At 69.9% G+C, this 15,500-nt stretch carries 14 protein-coding genes and 2 tRNA genes; 7 read left to right on the plus strand and 9 right to left on the minus strand.

Translation table 11 applies throughout. The annotated features are described in order from the left end of the window. Positions 1-4 precede the first annotated feature (4 nt). Positions 5-1,339, plus strand: coding sequence for an acyltransferase family protein (locus MIAR_RS05920; protein ID WP_285632748.1), 1,335 nt, complete (start codon positions 5-7; stop codon positions 1,337-1,339). A gap of 110 nt (positions 1,340-1,449) precedes the next feature. Then, positions 1,450-2,178, plus strand: coding sequence for a phosphatase PAP2 family protein (locus tag MIAR_RS05925; RefSeq protein ID WP_285632751.1), 729 nt, complete (start codon positions 1,450-1,452; stop codon positions 2,176-2,178). Positions 2,179-2,234: 56 nt separating this feature from the next. Here the strand turns inward: MIAR_RS05925 and MIAR_RS05930 are convergent. From MIAR_RS05930 to MIAR_RS05940, 3 genes are all read right to left on the minus strand, one after another. After that, positions 2,235-2,307: transfer RNA gene (locus MIAR_RS05930), tRNA-Glu, on the minus strand. 76 nt (positions 2,308-2,383) lie between these two features. Further along, positions 2,384-3,409 carry an LLM class flavin-dependent oxidoreductase gene (locus MIAR_RS05935; protein ID WP_285635653.1) on the minus strand — a complete coding sequence of 342 codons (1,026 nt, stop codon included), beginning with the start codon at positions 3,407-3,409 and terminating at the stop codon, positions 2,384-2,386. Positions 3,410-3,530: 121 nt separating this feature from the next. Next, positions 3,531-3,603: transfer RNA gene (locus MIAR_RS05940), tRNA-Glu, on the minus strand. Between the two features lie 149 nt (positions 3,604-3,752). On the opposite strand from MIAR_RS05940, the gene MIAR_RS05945 reads away from it, so the two are divergent. Then, positions 3,753-4,391 (plus strand): MBL fold metallo-hydrolase, encoded by a 639-nt coding sequence (locus MIAR_RS05945; RefSeq protein ID WP_285632753.1) that lies wholly within the window; start codon positions 3,753-3,755, stop codon positions 4,389-4,391. 48 nt (positions 4,392-4,439) lie between these two features. On the opposite strand, the gene pepN is transcribed toward MIAR_RS05945, so the two are convergent. After that, positions 4,440-6,947: an aminopeptidase N gene (gene pepN / locus MIAR_RS05950; protein ID WP_285632756.1), complete on the minus strand. Its 2,508-nt coding sequence runs from the start codon at positions 6,945-6,947 to the stop codon at positions 4,440-4,442. Between the two features lie 94 nt (positions 6,948-7,041). Between pepN and MIAR_RS05955 the strand changes: the two genes are divergently transcribed. Next, positions 7,042-7,569, plus strand: coding sequence for a winged helix-turn-helix domain-containing protein (locus MIAR_RS05955; RefSeq protein ID WP_285632759.1), 528 nt, complete (start codon positions 7,042-7,044; stop codon positions 7,567-7,569). Continuing rightward, positions 7,566-8,762 carry an MFS transporter gene (locus MIAR_RS05960; protein WP_285632762.1) on the plus strand — a complete coding sequence of 399 codons (1,197 nt, stop codon included), beginning with the start codon at positions 7,566-7,568 and terminating at the stop codon, positions 8,760-8,762. Before MIAR_RS05955 ends, MIAR_RS05960 begins: the two co-directional genes overlap by 4 nt. 6 nt (positions 8,763-8,768) lie before the next feature. On the opposite strand, the gene MIAR_RS05965 is transcribed toward MIAR_RS05960, so the two are convergent. Continuing rightward, complete coding sequence (locus MIAR_RS05965; protein ID WP_285632765.1) at positions 8,769-9,056, minus strand: DUF4190 domain-containing protein; 288 nt, start codon at positions 9,054-9,056, stop codon at positions 8,769-8,771. Positions 9,057-9,141: 85 nt separating this feature from the next. Next, the gene (locus MIAR_RS05970) at positions 9,142-10,332 is read right to left on the minus strand and encodes a trans-sulfuration enzyme family protein (RefSeq protein WP_285632768.1); all 1,191 of its coding nucleotides are present in this window, start codon (positions 10,330-10,332) and stop codon (positions 9,142-9,144) included. Between the two features lie 113 nt (positions 10,333-10,445). On the opposite strand from MIAR_RS05970, the gene MIAR_RS05975 reads away from it, so the two are divergent. Beyond that, positions 10,446-10,940 (plus strand): Lrp/AsnC family transcriptional regulator, encoded by a 495-nt coding sequence (locus MIAR_RS05975; RefSeq protein WP_285632771.1) that lies wholly within the window; start codon positions 10,446-10,448, stop codon positions 10,938-10,940. A 13-nt stretch (positions 10,941-10,953) separates the two neighbouring features. Next, the gene (locus MIAR_RS05980) at positions 10,954-11,847 is read left to right on the plus strand and encodes a hypothetical protein (protein WP_285632774.1); all 894 of its coding nucleotides are present in this window, start codon (positions 10,954-10,956) and stop codon (positions 11,845-11,847) included. Here the strand turns inward: MIAR_RS05980 and MIAR_RS05985 are convergent. Genes MIAR_RS05985 through msrA form a run of 3 tightly spaced genes read right to left on the minus strand, consistent with a single transcriptional unit; the run spans position 11,817 to position 15,413 of the window. Beyond that, a complete protein-coding gene (locus tag MIAR_RS05985; protein ID WP_285632777.1) occupies positions 11,817-12,332 on the minus strand; it encodes a hypothetical protein in 516 nt (171 codons plus the stop codon). The two genes, MIAR_RS05980 and MIAR_RS05985, sit on opposite strands and share 31 nt — an antisense overlap. Positions 12,333-12,341: 9 nt before the next feature. After that, positions 12,342-14,822, minus strand: coding sequence for an excinuclease ABC subunit UvrA (locus tag MIAR_RS05990; RefSeq protein WP_285632780.1), 2,481 nt, complete (start codon positions 14,820-14,822; stop codon positions 12,342-12,344). 33 nt (positions 14,823-14,855) lie between these two features. Further along, a complete protein-coding gene (msrA, locus tag MIAR_RS05995) occupies positions 14,856-15,413 on the minus strand; it encodes a peptide-methionine (S)-S-oxide reductase MsrA (protein WP_285632783.1) in 558 nt (185 codons plus the stop codon). Positions 15,414-15,500 lie beyond the last annotated feature (87 nt).

Genomic DNA, 15,500 nt, shown 5'->3' on the forward strand with positions numbered 1-15,500 from the left:
CGGCATGAGCAGCGCCGCACCGACGCCGACCCGTGTCGTTCCGCAGGGCCGGGATCTCACGCTCGACCTGGTGCGCGTGGGCTGCGTACTGCTGGTCGTGTTCGCGCACATCCTGTACAGCGGCGTCGGCCGGGGTTCTGACGGCCGGATCCTCATCGAGAAGACCGTCGAACAGCAGCCGTGGTTCGATGTCGCGAGCTGGATCGTCGACATCATGCCGCTGTTCTTCGTGATCGGCGGCTTCGCAGCCCGCGCCGGATGGCGCTCGGCGCAGCGGCGCGGGGGCAGCGAGGATCAGTTCGTGCGCGTGCGGCTGGCGCGCCTCGCACGGCCGGCGCTCCCTCTGTTCGCGTTCTTCTCCGTGGTGCTGGGCGCGGCGCGGATGCTGGGCCTCGACCCCGCTCTCGTCGATGCCGTCGCGGTCGGGGTGGGATCGCCGCTGTGGTTCCTCGCGGCGTACGCGATCACGCAGGCCTGTGCGCCGCGGATGATGCGCCTCCATGAGCGCTGGGGAATGCGGGTCCTCGCCGTGCTCTTCCTGTGCGTCGTCGCGGTCGATGCCGTCCGTTTCCTCCTGATGCGCGAAACGTTCGGCATCCCCTCGGTGCCCGCCGACGGCTACGGATTCGGCGAGCAGTTCTTCGGCATCCCCAACGTGCTGTTCGTCTGGCTGTTCTGCCAGCAGGTCGGATTCCTGATGTACGACGGCTGGTTCCGGGCACGCACCGCCTGGCAGCTGATCGCGCTCATCGTCGGTGGGTACGGGCTCGCCGCGGCATCCGTCCCGCTGATGGGCTCGTGGTGGAACATGCTCTCGAACCAGTGGCCCCCGACGATCCCGCTCGCTGTGCTGGCCGTCGTGCAGGCGGCCGCCCTCACGCTGCTGCATCGCCCGCTCACAGCGCTCACGCGCACCAAGGCGGTGCAGGGCGTGATGCTTCTGATCAGCTCACGGCTGATGACCGTGTATCTGTGGCATCTCCCGATGGTGATGGTGCTGATCGGCGTCGAGCTGCTGCTTCCGATTCCGATGCCGCACCCGGGCGGGGCCGTGTGGTGGTGGACGCGTCCGCTGTTCTTCGTGCTGGTGCTCGCCGCGGTGCTGGCTCTCTCGCTGCCCCTGATGCGGTTCGAGAAGACGCCGCCACTCCAGGAGGCGCGGTTCACCGGCGCCACGCCTCTGGCGATCCTGCTGTTCGTCCTGCCGGTGCTCGGCATCACGACATACGGACTGGACCTGCCGCTCGCCCTCGCCGCGCTGGTCGGCACCGTCGCCGCTCTGTGGCTGACCGGCGCATTCGCCGCACCCCGCGACCAGGGCGCTATGGAGCGCGCCTGACCGCCCCGGCTGACCCATAACCGGCTCTCAGCGTCGTCTCACAATCCCGCGGTGCCCCGTTTCTAACGTGGGATGCAGCGGGGTTCGTTCTGAGCGCCGGAGAGGATCCCATGGTGACTTCCACAGCGCATCCGCCGTCCGGAGCGGCGCACACGAGCGCGCGACTGCTGCCCGCCTGGCCGGGTTCCCCGTACTCGATGCGGATCGCCGCGTCCAGCGCGGTGGTCGGCCTCGTCGCGATGCTGGTCCTCGGTCTGGCGATACGCGGATCGCGTGCCGAGATCGGCGCGGATCTATGGCTGAACAACGTGCACTCCCCGGTGCTCGATGCGATCTCTCAGGCGGTCTCCGTCGGCTTCCAGCCGGCATCCGCTGTGGTGATCGGGTGCCTGCTGGCCGCTGCCGTCGCGCTGAAGTCAGGCCGGCTCCTGACGGGTCTGGCTGCGGGCGCGGCCGTCGCCTGCGGTTGGCTGGTGACCGGCGTCCTGAAGGTGATCGTCGCTCGGCCCCGTCCGGAGTGGACGGATGCCGTGCATCGCGTCGTCGCGCCGGAGACCGATGCCTCCTACCCGAGCGGACATGTCGCCTTCGTCACGGCGCTGGCGACCGTTCTGGTCCTGCTGACGTGGCGCACCGCCGCGCGCGGCTGGGTGCTCGCCGGCGGAGTCGTGCTGGTGGCGGTCACCGCGCTCGCCCGCGTGTACGCGGTGGTGCACTATCCCTCGGACGTCGTCGCGGGCGCGGTGTGCGCGGTCTGCGGCGTCATCCTGGCCTTCGCTGCGATGGAGATGTTCGAGAGAAGAAGATTGCGGAACGGTGGCACTGCGACGGCGATCTGAGCCGAGCGCACTGAAAGGAAGAAGGCCCTCCGGATTCCGGAGGGCCTTCTGGTGAGTGACCCCAGCGGGATTCGAACCCGCGTTACCGCCGTGAGAGGGCGGCGTACTAGGCCGCTATACGATGGGGCCGTCACTGCAACCGTTCAAGTATGCCATGACCGCGGAGGCCCCGCCAAATCGAGGCGGGACCTCCGCAGAGCGCCCGTCAGCCGAGCATGTCCTTGACCATCGGGACGACCTTCTCGCCGTACAGGCCGATCGAATCCAGCATGGTCTGGTGCGTGATCATGCTCTGGTCGTACTTGAAGTCGAAGCGGTTCACGCGGAGCGTGTTCAGCGTCGCGACGATCTTGCGGGCGACGGTCTCGGGCGACCCGATGTACAGCGCACCGCTCTCGATCTCGCGCTCGAAGTCGCCGACCGCCGGCGGCGCCCATCCGCGCTCCTTCCCCATACGCGTGCGCATGGCGAGCCATCCGTCGTAGGTCAGCGCGCGTGCCTTCTCGTCGGTCTCGGCGACGAGGCCCGGCGAGTGCACGGCGACCGGCTTGTGCTCGACGCCGAACTGATCCTGCGCACGCTCGAACAGGTCGATGTACGGCGCGAAGCGCGCGGCGGGCCCTCCGATGATCGCGAGGAACAGGCCGAAGTTGTAGCGCGCGGTGCGCACGACGGAGTCGGGGCTGCCACCGACGCCCACCCAGGTGCGCAGCCCGTTCGCGGTGGTCGGGAAGACGCGCTGGTTCTCGAGGGCCGCGCGGGTGTTCCCCTGCCAGGTGACGGGCTCCTCTTTCAGCAGCTGCGAGAGCAGGTCGAGGCGCTCCTCGAACAGTTCCTCGTACTGTCGCAGGTCGAACCCGAACAGCGGGAAGGACTCGATGAACGAGCCGCGTCCTGCGACGATCTCCGCTCGGCCGTTCGAGACCGCGTCGAGAGTCGAGAAGCGCTCGAACACGCGCACCGGGTCATCGGAGCTCAGCACCGTGACAGCGGAGCCGAGTCGGATGCGCTCCGTGCGTGCAGCGATCGCCGCCAGCACCACCTCGGGGCTGGACACGGCGAAGTCCGGCCGGTGGTGCTCCCCCAGCCCGAAGAAGTCCAGGCCCAGTCCGTCGGCGAGCACGGCTTCCTCGATGAGATCGCGCACCACCTGCGGATGCGGAACAGGGTTGCCCTCTGCGTCATGGGTCACGCCGCCGAAGGTGTCGAGCCCGAATTCGATGTCCGTCATGCTCACGACAACCCCCTCCTCGGGAATTTCATTCCAGTGCATGGATTCTGCCGGAGGACCTCGACAGCCGCTCGGAAATGCCGAAGGCCCTCCGATCGCTCGGAGGGCCTTCGTGTCGCTGTGACCCCAGCGGGATTCGAACCCGCGTTACCGCCGTGAGAGGGCGGCGTACTAGGCCGCTATACGATGGGGCCGTTCTGGCCCTTGCGGGCCGTTTTGGCAACCGTGCAAGTCTGCCACGGCGCATCCTGCGAATCCAAATCAGGGCGCCTCTTCTCGGTCCGGCGGGCGTGTCGCGGCATTCGGCTTGCTCTCGCACCGGCGACGGAGTTGACTCGGCGACATGCGCGTCACCAAGTTCGAACATGCTGCCCTCCGCCTCGACCAGCTCGGCCAGACGCTCGTGATCGACCCCGGCTCGTTCACCGCGCCTCTCGACGACCTGCACGATCTCGTGGCGATCGTGCTCACCCACGAGCACGCCGACCACTGGACACCCGGTCACCTTGACCGGCTGCTGCGCGATGCCCCCGGCACGCCGATCTACGCGCCCGCGGGCGTCGCCGCGGCGGCCGGCGACTATGACATCAACGTCGTCCGGCCCGGTGACACGGTGACCGTCGGCGAGTTCTCGCTGCGCTTCTTCGGCGGCGATCACGCCGTGATCCACTCCTCCCTGCCGCACGTCGACAACGTGGGTGTGCTCGTCAACGAGCAGCTGTACTACCCCGGCGACTCCTACGCGGTGCCCGAGGGCGTCGCCGTGGACACGCTCGCGGCCCCGCTCGGCGCGCCGTGGCTGAAGATCGGCGAGGCCATCGACTTCGTGCTCGCGGTCGCTCCGAAGCGGGCGTTCGGCACCCACGACATGACCCTGTCCACGATCGGGCGCACCATGCATCAGCAGCGGCTGCAGTGGGCGACCGAGCAGGGTGGAGGCGAGTTCGTCGATCTCCAGCCGGGGGATGCACTCGACCTCTGACAGCGACGCTTCGACAACCTCCGCGCCCAGGGACGGTGCGGCCGCGGGTCAGCCCTGCGCCGCCCGCACCCTCAGATCGCGTGCGAGGTCGTCGCGCGACTCGATCACCAGACGCCGCAGCGCACCGGGTGCATCGGTGTTCGCCTCCAGCCACGCGTCCACGAGGGTCGTGTCGGGCGTCGCCGGGAAGAGCCCCACGACAAGGCGCTGCGCGAGCTCGATCGAGCGGGTGCCCCAGACCTCGCGGATCCGGTCGAAGTACTCGCCGTCGAAGGAGGCGATCAGGTCCCGGCGCCCGCCGGCCCGGAAGCCGCCGATGGTCGCGTCCAGGTGATCGTTGCTGAGGGTGAGGTCGTTCCACGCGGAGTCCCACGCCGCCGCCCGCGTCGCCGCATCCGGGCGGGACGCCAGCGCGCGGATCTCCGCTGTGCGGCCGGTGGCGGTGTCGTCGGCGGCGCGCTCGGCGATGATCTCCTCGACGGTCGCGTCGCCGGTGGTGGCGAGGGCCGTCAGCATCAGCCATCGCAGGTCCGCGTCCACCGGAAGCCCACGCGGCGCTCCGCCGTTCAGGATGCCGCGCACGGCATCCGCGTGGTGTGCATCGAAGCCGGATGCCGCGGCGAACGCGCGCGCCCATGCGAGCTGCGCGTCGCTGCCGGCATCCGCCGACTGCAGCGCGGACCACGCTGCATCCACCCAGGCGCGGCCCTGCTCGTCGCGCGCATCGTCGGCGACGTAGTGGCGCACCGCGAACGCGGCGTTCAAAAGCACGGTGGTCAGCAGAGCAACGTTGGACTCGGCGGGCGCGTGGCGGCGGACGATCTCGAGGTAGCGGACCGCCGCGAGCTCGCCGTCGCGGGTGGCGTTCCACAGCGACGACCAGACGAGGCCGCGCACGAGATCGTCCTCGAGCGTCGACAGCGACTCCTCCACGGCCGTCAGCGACCGCTCATCCAGGCGCGCCTTCGCGTACGTCAGGTCGTCGTCGTTGAGCAGGGTCAGGTCGGCATCCGGGATCTCCACCTCGGTGCGCTCCTGGTCGATGCCGAGCTCGATCCGCTCGCGAAGCGCGAGGCGGCCGTCGTCCAGGTCGTACAGGCCGATGCGCAGACGGTGCGGGCGCGGCCCGGCGGCGCCGCCGTCCTGCACGAGGAGACGCCGGCCGTCGGCATCCGTCTCCAGCCGGAGAGCCGAGACGCCGCTGGTCTCGAGCCAGGCGCGCGACCAGGCGCGCAGGTCCTGCCCGGAGACCTCGCCGAGCTTGTCGAGCAGGTCGTCGAGCGTGGTGTTGCCGAACGCGTGCGCGGCGAAGTAGCGGCGGGCGCCCTCGAAGAAGGCATCCTCACCCACGAACGCGACCAGCTGCTTGAGCACCGCCGCGCCCTTCGCGTACGTGATCCCGTCGAAGTTCAGCTTGGCCGCCTCCAGATCGGGGATGTCGGCGACGATCGGATGCGTGGTGGGAAGCTGGTCCTGCCGGTACGCCCATGCCTTGCGGCTGTTCGCGAAGCGCGCCCACGCGTCCGTGAAGCGCGTCGCCGCAGCGGACGCGTGGGATCCCATGTAGTCCGCGAACGACTCCTTGAGCCACAGGTCGTCCCACCAGCGCATGGTGACCAGGTCACCGAACCACATGTGCGCCATCTCGTGCAGGATCGTGTTGGCGCGGCCGCCGCGCTGCGCGTCGGTCGCCGCCCCGCGGTTGATGTACGCCTCGGTGAAGGTGACCAGGCCCGGGTTCTCCATCGCGCCGAGGTTGTACTCCGGCACGAAGATCTGGTCGTACTTGCCCCAGGGGTACGGGTAGGCGAAGGCGTCGCTGAAGAAGTCCAAGCCCTGTCGCGTGACCTCGAGGATCTCGTCGGCCTCGAGGTGCTCGGCCAGTGACGCGCGGCACAGCACGCCCAGGTCGATGTGCTGGCCGTCGCGCGACCACTCACCGTCGATGCGCGCGTAGGGACCGGCGGCGACGGCGGTGATGTAGCTGGAGATCGGCAGCGTCGGTGCAAACTCGATGCGCTGCACTCCGATGCCCTCGTGCACGCGCTCGGGCGACTGGTTCGAGAGCACGTGCCAGCCGGCGGGCGCCGACACGTCGAACGTGTAGGCCGCCTTCATGTCGGGCTGCTCGAAGCACGCCATCACCCGGCGCGAGTCGGCCGGCTCGTACTGGGTGTACAGATAGGTCTCGCCGTCGACCGGATCGTGGAACCGGTGCATCCCCTCGCCGGAGCGGCTGTACTCGGCCACCGCCTCGACGCGGACCTCGTTCTGCGCCTTCAGGCCCTCGATCGAGATGCGGGCGCCGTCCCAGCGCACGTCCTGCTCCTCGCCGTTCACGGCCACGCGGGAGACGCTCTCGCCGATGAAGTCGATCCACGTCTCCGTCGCGGTGGCGTCGAAGTTCAGCGTGGTGACGGTCGGGAACCCGGTGCGGGCCCGCTCGGGTGCGCCGCTCAGGTCCAGTTCGACGCGGATGCTGTGGACGGTGATGTGCGCCGCCCGCTCCGCGGTCTCGTCACGGCTGAGGTTGGCGGTCACGTTGGCAGAACTCATTGCTCCATCGTGTCACGTCAGCCCGGTCTCGCCTCCCCCGGCCCTACCTCGAATCGGGTTGCGAAGAGTTCTTCGCAACATTAGCCTGGCCGACATGGAACGCGACGAGCTCAGCACCGCGCAACTGCGCGTGCTCTCCCACCCCATGCGCCTGGCCTTCCTGCGTCGGCTGCGCGAGCAGGGACCGGCGACGTCCCGCATCCTCGGCCGGGAGTTCGAGCTCGACTCCGGCGCCGCGAGCTACCACCTGCGCCGCCTCGAAGCCGGCGGTCTCATCGCCGAGGAAACCGGCATGGGCACGCTGCGGGAGCGCTGGTGGCGTGCCACCGCGGATGCCCTGCAGTTCGATGCCGCCGAGCACGACGACGATGCGGTGACCAGGCAGTACGTGCAGTCGACCGTACTCATGAACGCCGAGGAGCTGTACCGCGTCGCAGCCGACGTGCCGGGGGCCGACCCCGCCTGGCTCGCCGAGTCGGCCTTCATCGACCTTCGGCTCCCCCTCGACGGACCGGGTCGCCGCGCGCTTCGCGCCGAGATCATGGAGGTGATCGACCGCCATCGCGCCGCAGAGGAAGGCACGATCACCCAGATCCGCCTGCAGATCTACGACCGGCCATGATCATGGGCATCCGCGGCGACGCGGCGCGATGGGTGGTCGCGTACACGCTGGCGATCCTCGGCGACGTCGCGTACTACCTGGTGCTCACCTGGGCTGCTGCCGAAGTCGGTGGGGCAGGCTGGTCCGGCCTGATCCTGGCGGCCGGTTCGATTCCGCGCCTGCTGCTCCTGCTGGTCGGAGGCCTGCTCGCCGACCGCATCGATCCACGCCGCATCGCGATCTGGACGGACACTGCGCGCGCGTTGACCCTCATCGCCGCGAGCGCCCTCACCGCGCTGCTCGGCGTGCTCCCCTGGTGGCTGCTCGCCGTCGCCGTGGTCTTCGGAATCGTGGATGCCTGCTTCATCCCCGCGGTCGGCGCGATGCCCGCCCGGCTCGTGGCGACCGACGATCTCACCCGTCTCCAGGCGTGGCGGCTCAGCGGCCTGCGCATCGGCAACGCCGTGGGTCCGCTGCTCGGGGCTGTGCTGCTGCCTGCGGGCGGAACCGCCGCGTTCGCGGTGCTCGCCGTGCTCTTCCTCGCCTCCGTCCTGCTGCTGCGCGGCATCCGGCCGCGTACCGCCACTGCGGCGGGCGACGCACCAGACCCGCTGGTCACCGGATCGGGCTGGCGGACGGTCCGGCGGCTGAGGATCGCGCCCCTGGTGATCGGAACGGCGCTGTCCGAGCTGCCGTTTTCCGGGCCCATGGGCGTGGCGATGGTGCTGCTCGCGCAGGAGCGCGGCTGGCATCCCGGCATGGCGGGTGCCATGCTCACCGCCTTCAGCCTGGGCGGGCTCGCGATCAGCCTGCTGATGTCGGCCCTGCCCCGTTCCGGCGGCCGTCTGACGGTGCTCGGCTCGGCGGCGGCGACCGCGGTGCTCCTGCTCCTGTTCGGGATTTCGGCGGACACGGTGCCGGCCGTGCTGTGCAGTGCCGGGCTGGGCGTCGCGAGCGGCGTGACGCAGGTGATCTGCCAGGGGCAGGTGCAGCGGTCCACCCCGGTGACAATGCTGGGCCGGGTCACCGCGGTGCTCACTCTGCTCACCCTCGGGCTCAGCCCGCTCGCCTACGCCGGGGTCGGCCTCGTGGCCGACTTGGCAGGGCTGCCCGCCTTCTTCGCGGCGGCCGCGGGAGTGATCGTCCTGTCGGGGCTCCTGCTGGCGACCGCGAGGTTCGGACCTCCGCGCGCGATCACGCCCATCGCGGCCTGACGCCGATCAGCCGAACGAGCCCGTGCTGAGGAACACCGCGCCGCCCAGGAGGAAGATCGCGAGCAGCAGGTAGCCGGCGCAGCCGATGTATCCGAGGATCAGGCCGACGATCGCGAACGCGGAACCGCCCTCTCCGCGACTCCTGATCTGCGACAGGGCGACATGGCCCATCACCACGGGGATCAGCGCGAAACCGCACAGCCCCAGGATGAACGATGCGATCGCCAGACCGTTCGTCCTCGGCTGAGCCGCGACGTGGACGGGGGCGTACTGGGGTGCGGGGCTGTGGCTCATGCTTCGAAGATAGAGGCCGCGCCGGTGCTTGTGGTCGCGGCCTCGTCGCGATCCTGTCGCAGTCCTGCGACAGGATCGCCGGCCGTCAGACCCTGGCGACGGCCTGCGCCTTCACGAGCGCCTGCTCGAGGTCGGCAGCGAGGTCCTCGATGTTCTCGAGGCCGATCGACAGCCGCACGATGTCGGCTCCCGGACGGGCCTCGGGCGCGACGGGGCGATGGGTCAGGGCGGCCGGATGCTGCAGCAGGGAGTCCACTCCCCCGAGCGAGACCGCGTGGGTGAACAGGCGGACGGCGCCGGTGAGCGCCTCGGCTGCCGCGTAGCCGCCGGCCAGCCGGATGGCGATCATGGCTCCGCCGCCGCTCATCTGGCGTCCGACGATGCCACGCTCGTCCCCGAGCCCCGGGTAGAAGACCTCGGCCACCGCCGGGTTGCCCTGAAGCCGCTCGGCCAGCGCCTGCGCGCTCGCCTGCTGCGCCTGCATCCGCACCGGCAGGGTCGCGAGGCCTCTGTGCAGCAGGTACGCGCCGAGCGGGTGCAGGAGCGCACCCGTGATCGCGCGCACGCGGCGCAGCGCCTGCGCGGTCTCCTCCGAGCAGGCGATCACGCCGGCGATCACGTCGCCGTGACCGCCGATGTACTTCGTCGCGCTGTGCAGGGACATGGCCGCGCCGAGGTCGAGCGGGTTCTGCAGCAGCGGCGTGGCGAAGGTGTTGTCGACCATCACCGGCACGCCCTGCGCCTGCGCGACGACGGCCGCGATGTCGACGAGGTCGAGAGTCGGGTTGGCCGGCGTCTCCAGCACGATGAGCCCGGTGTCGGGCCGGATGCTGGCGGCGACCTCGGCCTCATGGCAGAACGTGACCTCGGCGCCGAGGAGGCCCGAATCCAGCAGGTGATCGGTACCGCCGTAGAGCGGACGGACCGCAACGACATGGTGCCTGCCTGCTGCCGTCGTGTGCGACAGGATCGCGGCGGTCGTGGCCGCCATACCCGAGCTGAACGCCACCGCGGCCTCGGCGTGCTCGAGCTCCGCGAGCGCCTCCTCGAAGCGCGCCACGGTCGGGTTCCAGAGCCGTGCGTACACGTTGCCGCCATCCGGCAGCGGGTGCCCGCCGTTCGCCATCGACTCGTAGGAGTCGCCACCATGCAGGATGTCGGGCAGCGGGTTGGTCGACGACAGGTCGATGGGTGCGGCGTGCACCCCCAGCGCGGCGAAATCAGAGCGCCCGGCGTGGACGGCGACGGTCTCGGGATGCAGCGGCAGATCGGACATGCCACCAGGATGCGTCGCAGAGCGACGCGAATCCAGCATCCTTGTCGCATCGACGCTCTAACGACGATAATCTTGCTCGCAGAGCAACCAGGATCGCCCCGCAGGAGGACGCGTTGGCCAACACGCATGGATCGACGGCCGCCGTCGACGCACTCGATCTCCGCATCCTGTCGGCTCTGTCCGCTCAGCCGGATGCCCCGGTGAAGCAGCTCGCCGCGATGCTCGGCATCCCGGCATCCACCTGCGCCTTCCGCGTGCGCTCGCTTCGCGCTCGCGGCGTGATCGCCGGGCTGGATCTGGTGATCGACCCCGCGGCGCTGGGGGCGACGGTTCAGGCGATGATCCGCGTGCGGCTGGCCAACCACAGCAAGAGCGGCGTGGACGCCCTGTTCGACGCGCTGGTGTCCACTCCGGGCGTGCTGCAGGTGTTCCACATCGCGGGCGCGGACGATTTTCTGGTGCACGTCGCGGTGACGGATGCCACGGCGCTGCGCGACATCGTGCTGGAGCACATCACCGTTCACGACGTCGTGCGCGCCACCGAGACGCAGCTCGTGTTCGAGCGCCGTCAGGGCGCGGGCGTGCTGACCAGGCGTGCCCCGTCATGACATCATCACCTTCATGACTCTGTCCATCGACCAGTTCCGCGCCGCTCTGCTCGACTCCCACCAGCGCGCCGGACTCGGGATAGCCCTCACCGACGCGGACGCGCAGCTGGTCGTCGCCGATCCGGCGTCCTCACAGACCTGGTACGGGTACTGGATCTCGATCGGCGCACCGCACGAGACACCGGCGGCCGCCCAGCAGCCGCACCTCGATGCCGAGCCGTTCCTGCCGTTCGCCCCTCCGGGGCAGAGCTTCGCCGCGCCGACAGCGATGTACGGCGTCGACTCGCACTCCGGCACTCTGCCGTTTCCCGCCGCCCACCCGACTGGGTCGGCCACACCCGCGGCGGCCGGCATGACCGCGGTGATCGAGCCGGGGCCGTCCGGGGTGTTCGATGCCGCGCCTCCGCGGCGCCGGAAGAACGTCGGCCTCTGGGTCACCCTGGCAATCGTCGGCGTGCTGATCCTGGCTGTCGCGGGCACCACGGTCTACGCGTTCGTCACCGCTCGCCACTGGGACAAGGTGGATGTGCCCGCGCAGGCGGCGACGACGCATTCCGAGCAGTACGAGACCGGGCGGTACGACGTCACCATGGACACCGTCAACCCCTGTGCGGTCGGGCAGGACTGGACCGAATGCACGGATACCATGGCGCGGCAGTACGAACTCGCCTGCGCAGGAGTGGAGCTCACCGAGTCCGCGGTGCCGACATGTGAGCAGTACAGCTCCGCGATCGCCGAGATGAAGCGCCAGGACGGCGACGGCTACTACGTCGAGTCTCTCGGGGACTACGGGCACCTGTCGCGGACGCCCGAGATCGGTACCCGGGAGGTGTCGAACAACGATGCTCGTCCGGCGATCACGCACCGCGCCGTCTGCTACCTCGGTTTCATCGGGGAGTGCCGCTGAGGCCGCTCCGGACGCCGGAACGCGGTGCGCATGTGGTCGCCGGTCAGGATGTCGGCGACGCCGATCATGATCAGGCTGAACACGATCTGCTCGGTCACCATCCAGGCCGGGTAGAGATTCGGGATCGCCGCCATCACGAGCGTGATGACCGGGAAGATCTGCGCGAAGAGCCGCAGACGCTGATACGCCCAGTACCAGCCGAGCGATGCCCGCCAGGAGAAGTAGAACAGCGTCACGGTCATGCCGAGCACGATCACGCTGCGCATCCACACGGCGAACGGCACCGGCCCGCCGTTCGCGACGATGACGACCGCGACGACCACCGCAGTGATGCCGAGGAGAACCTCCACGGCCAGCAGCCAGGTGATCCAGGTGAACGCGCGACGCGTCTTCGGGTGCTCGCGCATCTCTGCGGGCACCTCGAGATCGGCGTGGCGTCCGCCGGCGATCCGGTCCAGCCGGCGGAGAGGAGCTTCGAAGCGCACCGGACGATGCTACTGCCGCAGGTGATGAGCCAGATGCACGCCGGTGAGCGAGGCAGGATCCGCCGCGATGCGGTCCGGCGCTCCGACGGCGACGATCCGCCCGCCTTCGGTGCCGCCACCCGGCCCCATGTCGATGATGTGATCGGCATTCGCGATCACGTCCAGATCGTGCTCGATCACGATCACGGTCGCGCCGCGCGAGACAAGTCGGTCGAACACGGACAGCAGCGTGCGCACGTCCAGAGGATGCAGTCCGACGCTGGGCTCGTCGAGTACGAACACGGCGTCCGACTGGTCGCGGTGCATCTGATTCACGAGCTTGAGGCGCTGCGCCTCGCCACCGGAGAGCGCGGGCGTCGCCTCACCGAGCGTGAGGTACCCGAGGCCGAGCTCGGAGAACGCCCGTAGCCGTCTGTGCACGCGCGGCAGGTCTGCGGTGCGTGCGAGGGCCTCGGCGATCGTGCAGCGCAGCAGAGCGGGCAGCGTGATCCCGTCGCGGACATAGTCCGAGGCAGCCGGCGCGAACCGGCTGCCCTCGCACTCCGGGCAGACGATGTCGACGTCGGGCAGGAACTGCACATCGAGAGAGATCTCACCGGTTCCCTCGCACCGTGGACACGAGAGCGAACCCGTGTTGTAGGAGAAGTCGGATGCCGTGAGCCCCGCCTGCCTCGCGGCATCCGTCGCCGCGTAGGCCTTGCGCAGCTCATCCATCACACCGGAGTACGTCGCCACGGTCGAGCGCACGTTCAGCCCGATCGGCGTCGCATCCACGACGTGCACCCGCAGGGCCGACGGCACATCGAGCGAGCGAATGTGCGCGGGCGTCCGACCGTCCGCGGATGCGCTGAGCGCCGGCACCAGCGACTCCAGCACAAGCGTCGTCTTCCCGGAGCCCGAGACGCCGGTGACGGCCGTGAGCCGACCGACCGGCAGGACGACCTCGAGCGGATGCACGGTGTGCACGGCATCCGTCGACATCCTGATCGCCCCGTGCTCGAACACGGCACCCGGCGCGCTCCGCTCGCGCACGACCACCGGCTCGTCCCCCGTGAGGAAACCGCGCAGGCGGGACGCCTCGCCCAGTGCGCGCGGAGCGCCCTGCGCGATCACGCGACCGCCCTCGGTACCGGCGCCCGGTCCGATCTCGACCAGCCAGTCGGCCTCGGCGAGGATCTGCACGTCGTGGTCCACGAAGACGACCGAGTTGCCGTCCGCCAGCAGGTCGCGCATGACACCGAGCAGACCCTCGACATTGGCGGGATGCAGACCGATCGACGGCTCATCCAGCACGTAGAGCACGCCGGTGGTGCGGTTGCGCACCGCGCGTGCCAGCTGGGAGCGCTGCCTCTCCCCCGTCGACAGGGTCGCGCCGGCACGGTCAAGGGACAGGTAGCCGAGCCCGAGCTCGACCAGCCGCCGCGCCATGGCGAGCAGGGTGGCGATCAGATCGGATGCCAGTGACTGCATCTCGCGCGGCAGGGTCGCCGTCACTCCCGGAGCCCAGGCGATCACGTCATCCAGGGTCATCGCGGTGACATCGACCAGCCCCAGCGCGCCGATCCGCGGCGCTCGCGCCTGCGGGCTCAGTCTCGTCCCGCCGCAGTCCGGGCACACTCCCTCGGTGAGGAACCGGCTCACCCTGGCCAGACGCTTCTCGTCCGCCGCACGGGCGAGCTCCTCCGTCACGGTGAGCCGGGCGTTGCGGAACGTGAAGTCCAGCTCGTGCACGCCCTTGCGGCTGGTCACCGTGATGTGCTTCTTCTCCTCCGGACCGTTCAGCACGATCTCGCGCTCGGCATCCGTGAGTGCGCTCCACGGCACATCGGTTCGCACGCCGAACTCGCGGGCGATGTCGGGCTGCACGTTGAAGCCGAACATCTGCCAGGGCGCCACCGCGCCGCCGTCGAGCGTCTTCGACGGATCGGGCACCAGCGTCGCGTCGTCGACCGTGCGCACCACCCCCGTGCCCTGGCACGTCGGGCAGGCTCCCTCCGAGTTGAACGCCAGCGCCTCGGCGCCCGGGGCGTGCACGCTCTCACCGCAGACCGGGCAGGCGAACGGCGTCTCGGCCGCGACGTCGATCGTCGGCGGCACGTGATGCCCGTTCGGGCAGACATGAGATGCCAGGCGCGAGAACATCAGCCGCAGCACGTTCAGCAGCTCCGTGGAGGTGCCGAAGGTGGAGCGCACGCCGGGCACGCCGGGACGCTGCCTCAGGGCGAGCGCGGCCGGGACGTGCTCGACGGAGTCGACGGCGGCGTGCGGCGCCTGCGACATCCGCCGCCGCGTGTAGGTCGACAGCGCCTCGAGATAGCGTCGCGAGCCCTCGGCGTACAGCACGCCGAGGGCGAGCGACGACTTACCCGAGCCGGAGACGCCGGCGATGCCCACCAGCGATCGCAAGGGGATCTCGACGTCCACGCCCCGCAGGTTGTGCACACGCGCTCCGCGCACCGCGATGCGATCGGGCTGGACGCTGCCTGCCATCCCCTCAGACCCCGTCACCAGGTCCGACGCGGATCAGGCGCTGGCCTCGGCGTCACGACGCGGCAGGACCCAGCCGGCGCGCGGGAAGTGGCAGGTGTAGCCGTCGGGGTAGCGGATCAGGTAGTCCTGGTGCTCGGGCTCGGCCTCCCAGAACGGGCCGGGCTGCTCGATGGTCGTGACCGCCGCACCCGGCCAGAGTCCCGAGGCGTCCACGTCGGCGATCGTGTCCCTCGCAACGCGCTCCTGCTCCGCATCCAGCGGGAAGATCGCGGAGCGGTAGCTGGTGCCGATGTCGTTGCCCTGCCGGTTCAGCGTGGACGGGTCGTGGATCTGGAAGAAGAACGCGAGGATGTCGCGATAGGTCGTCTGAGCCGGGTCGAAGACGATCTCGACGGCCTCGGCGTGACCAGGGTGGTTCCGGTACGTGGCGTGGTCGTTCTCGCCACCGGTGTAGCCGACCCGCGTGCCGAGCACGCCGGGCTGCCGGCGGATCAGATCCTCCATGCCCCAGAAACAGCCTCCTGCGAGGACGGCGGTCTCGGCTCCCGCCTGGCGGGTGATCGTTCCGGTGTCGCTGCTGCCGCTGGTCATCACGGTGCTCCTCTGGTGTTCGTACGGGTGTGCCCGTCCCATTCTCCCCCCTGGCTGGGGAATGAGGGCCGGGCCGTCTAGGTTGGT

Source organism: Microbacterium arabinogalactanolyticum, assembly GCF_030268005.1.
In the GTDB taxonomy this organism is placed as follows: domain Bacteria; phylum Actinomycetota; class Actinomycetes; order Actinomycetales; family Microbacteriaceae; genus Microbacterium; species Microbacterium arabinogalactanolyticum.

Coding starts and splice junctions, on each gene's coding strand:
- MIAR_RS05920 (WP_285632748.1), top strand. CDS start 5: ATGAGCAGCGCCGCACCGACGCCGACCCGTGTCGTTCCGCAGGGCCGG.
- MIAR_RS05925 (WP_285632751.1), top strand. CDS start 1,450: ATGGTGACTTCCACAGCGCATCCGCCGTCCGGAGCGGCGCACACGAGC.
- MIAR_RS05935 (WP_285635653.1), bottom strand. CDS start 3,409: ATGACGGACATCGAATTCGGGCTCGACACCTTCGGCGGCGTGACCCAT.
- MIAR_RS05945 (WP_285632753.1), top strand. CDS start 3,753: ATGCGCGTCACCAAGTTCGAACATGCTGCCCTCCGCCTCGACCAGCTC.
- pepN (WP_285632756.1), bottom strand. CDS start 6,947: ATGAGTTCTGCCAACGTGACCGCCAACCTCAGCCGTGACGAGACCGCG.
- MIAR_RS05955 (WP_285632759.1), top strand. CDS start 7,042: ATGGAACGCGACGAGCTCAGCACCGCGCAACTGCGCGTGCTCTCCCAC.
- MIAR_RS05960 (WP_285632762.1), top strand. CDS start 7,566: ATGATCATGGGCATCCGCGGCGACGCGGCGCGATGGGTGGTCGCGTAC.
- MIAR_RS05965 (WP_285632765.1), bottom strand. CDS start 9,056: ATGAGCCACAGCCCCGCACCCCAGTACGCCCCCGTCCACGTCGCGGCT.
- MIAR_RS05970 (WP_285632768.1), bottom strand. CDS start 10,332: ATGTCCGATCTGCCGCTGCATCCCGAGACCGTCGCCGTCCACGCCGGG.
- MIAR_RS05980 (WP_285632774.1), top strand. CDS start 10,954: ATGACTCTGTCCATCGACCAGTTCCGCGCCGCTCTGCTCGACTCCCAC.
- MIAR_RS05990 (WP_285632780.1), bottom strand. CDS start 14,822: ATGGCAGGCAGCGTCCAGCCCGATCGCATCGCGGTGCGCGGAGCGCGT.
- msrA (WP_285632783.1), bottom strand. CDS start 15,413: ATGACCAGCGGCAGCAGCGACACCGGAACGATCACCCGCCAGGCGGGA.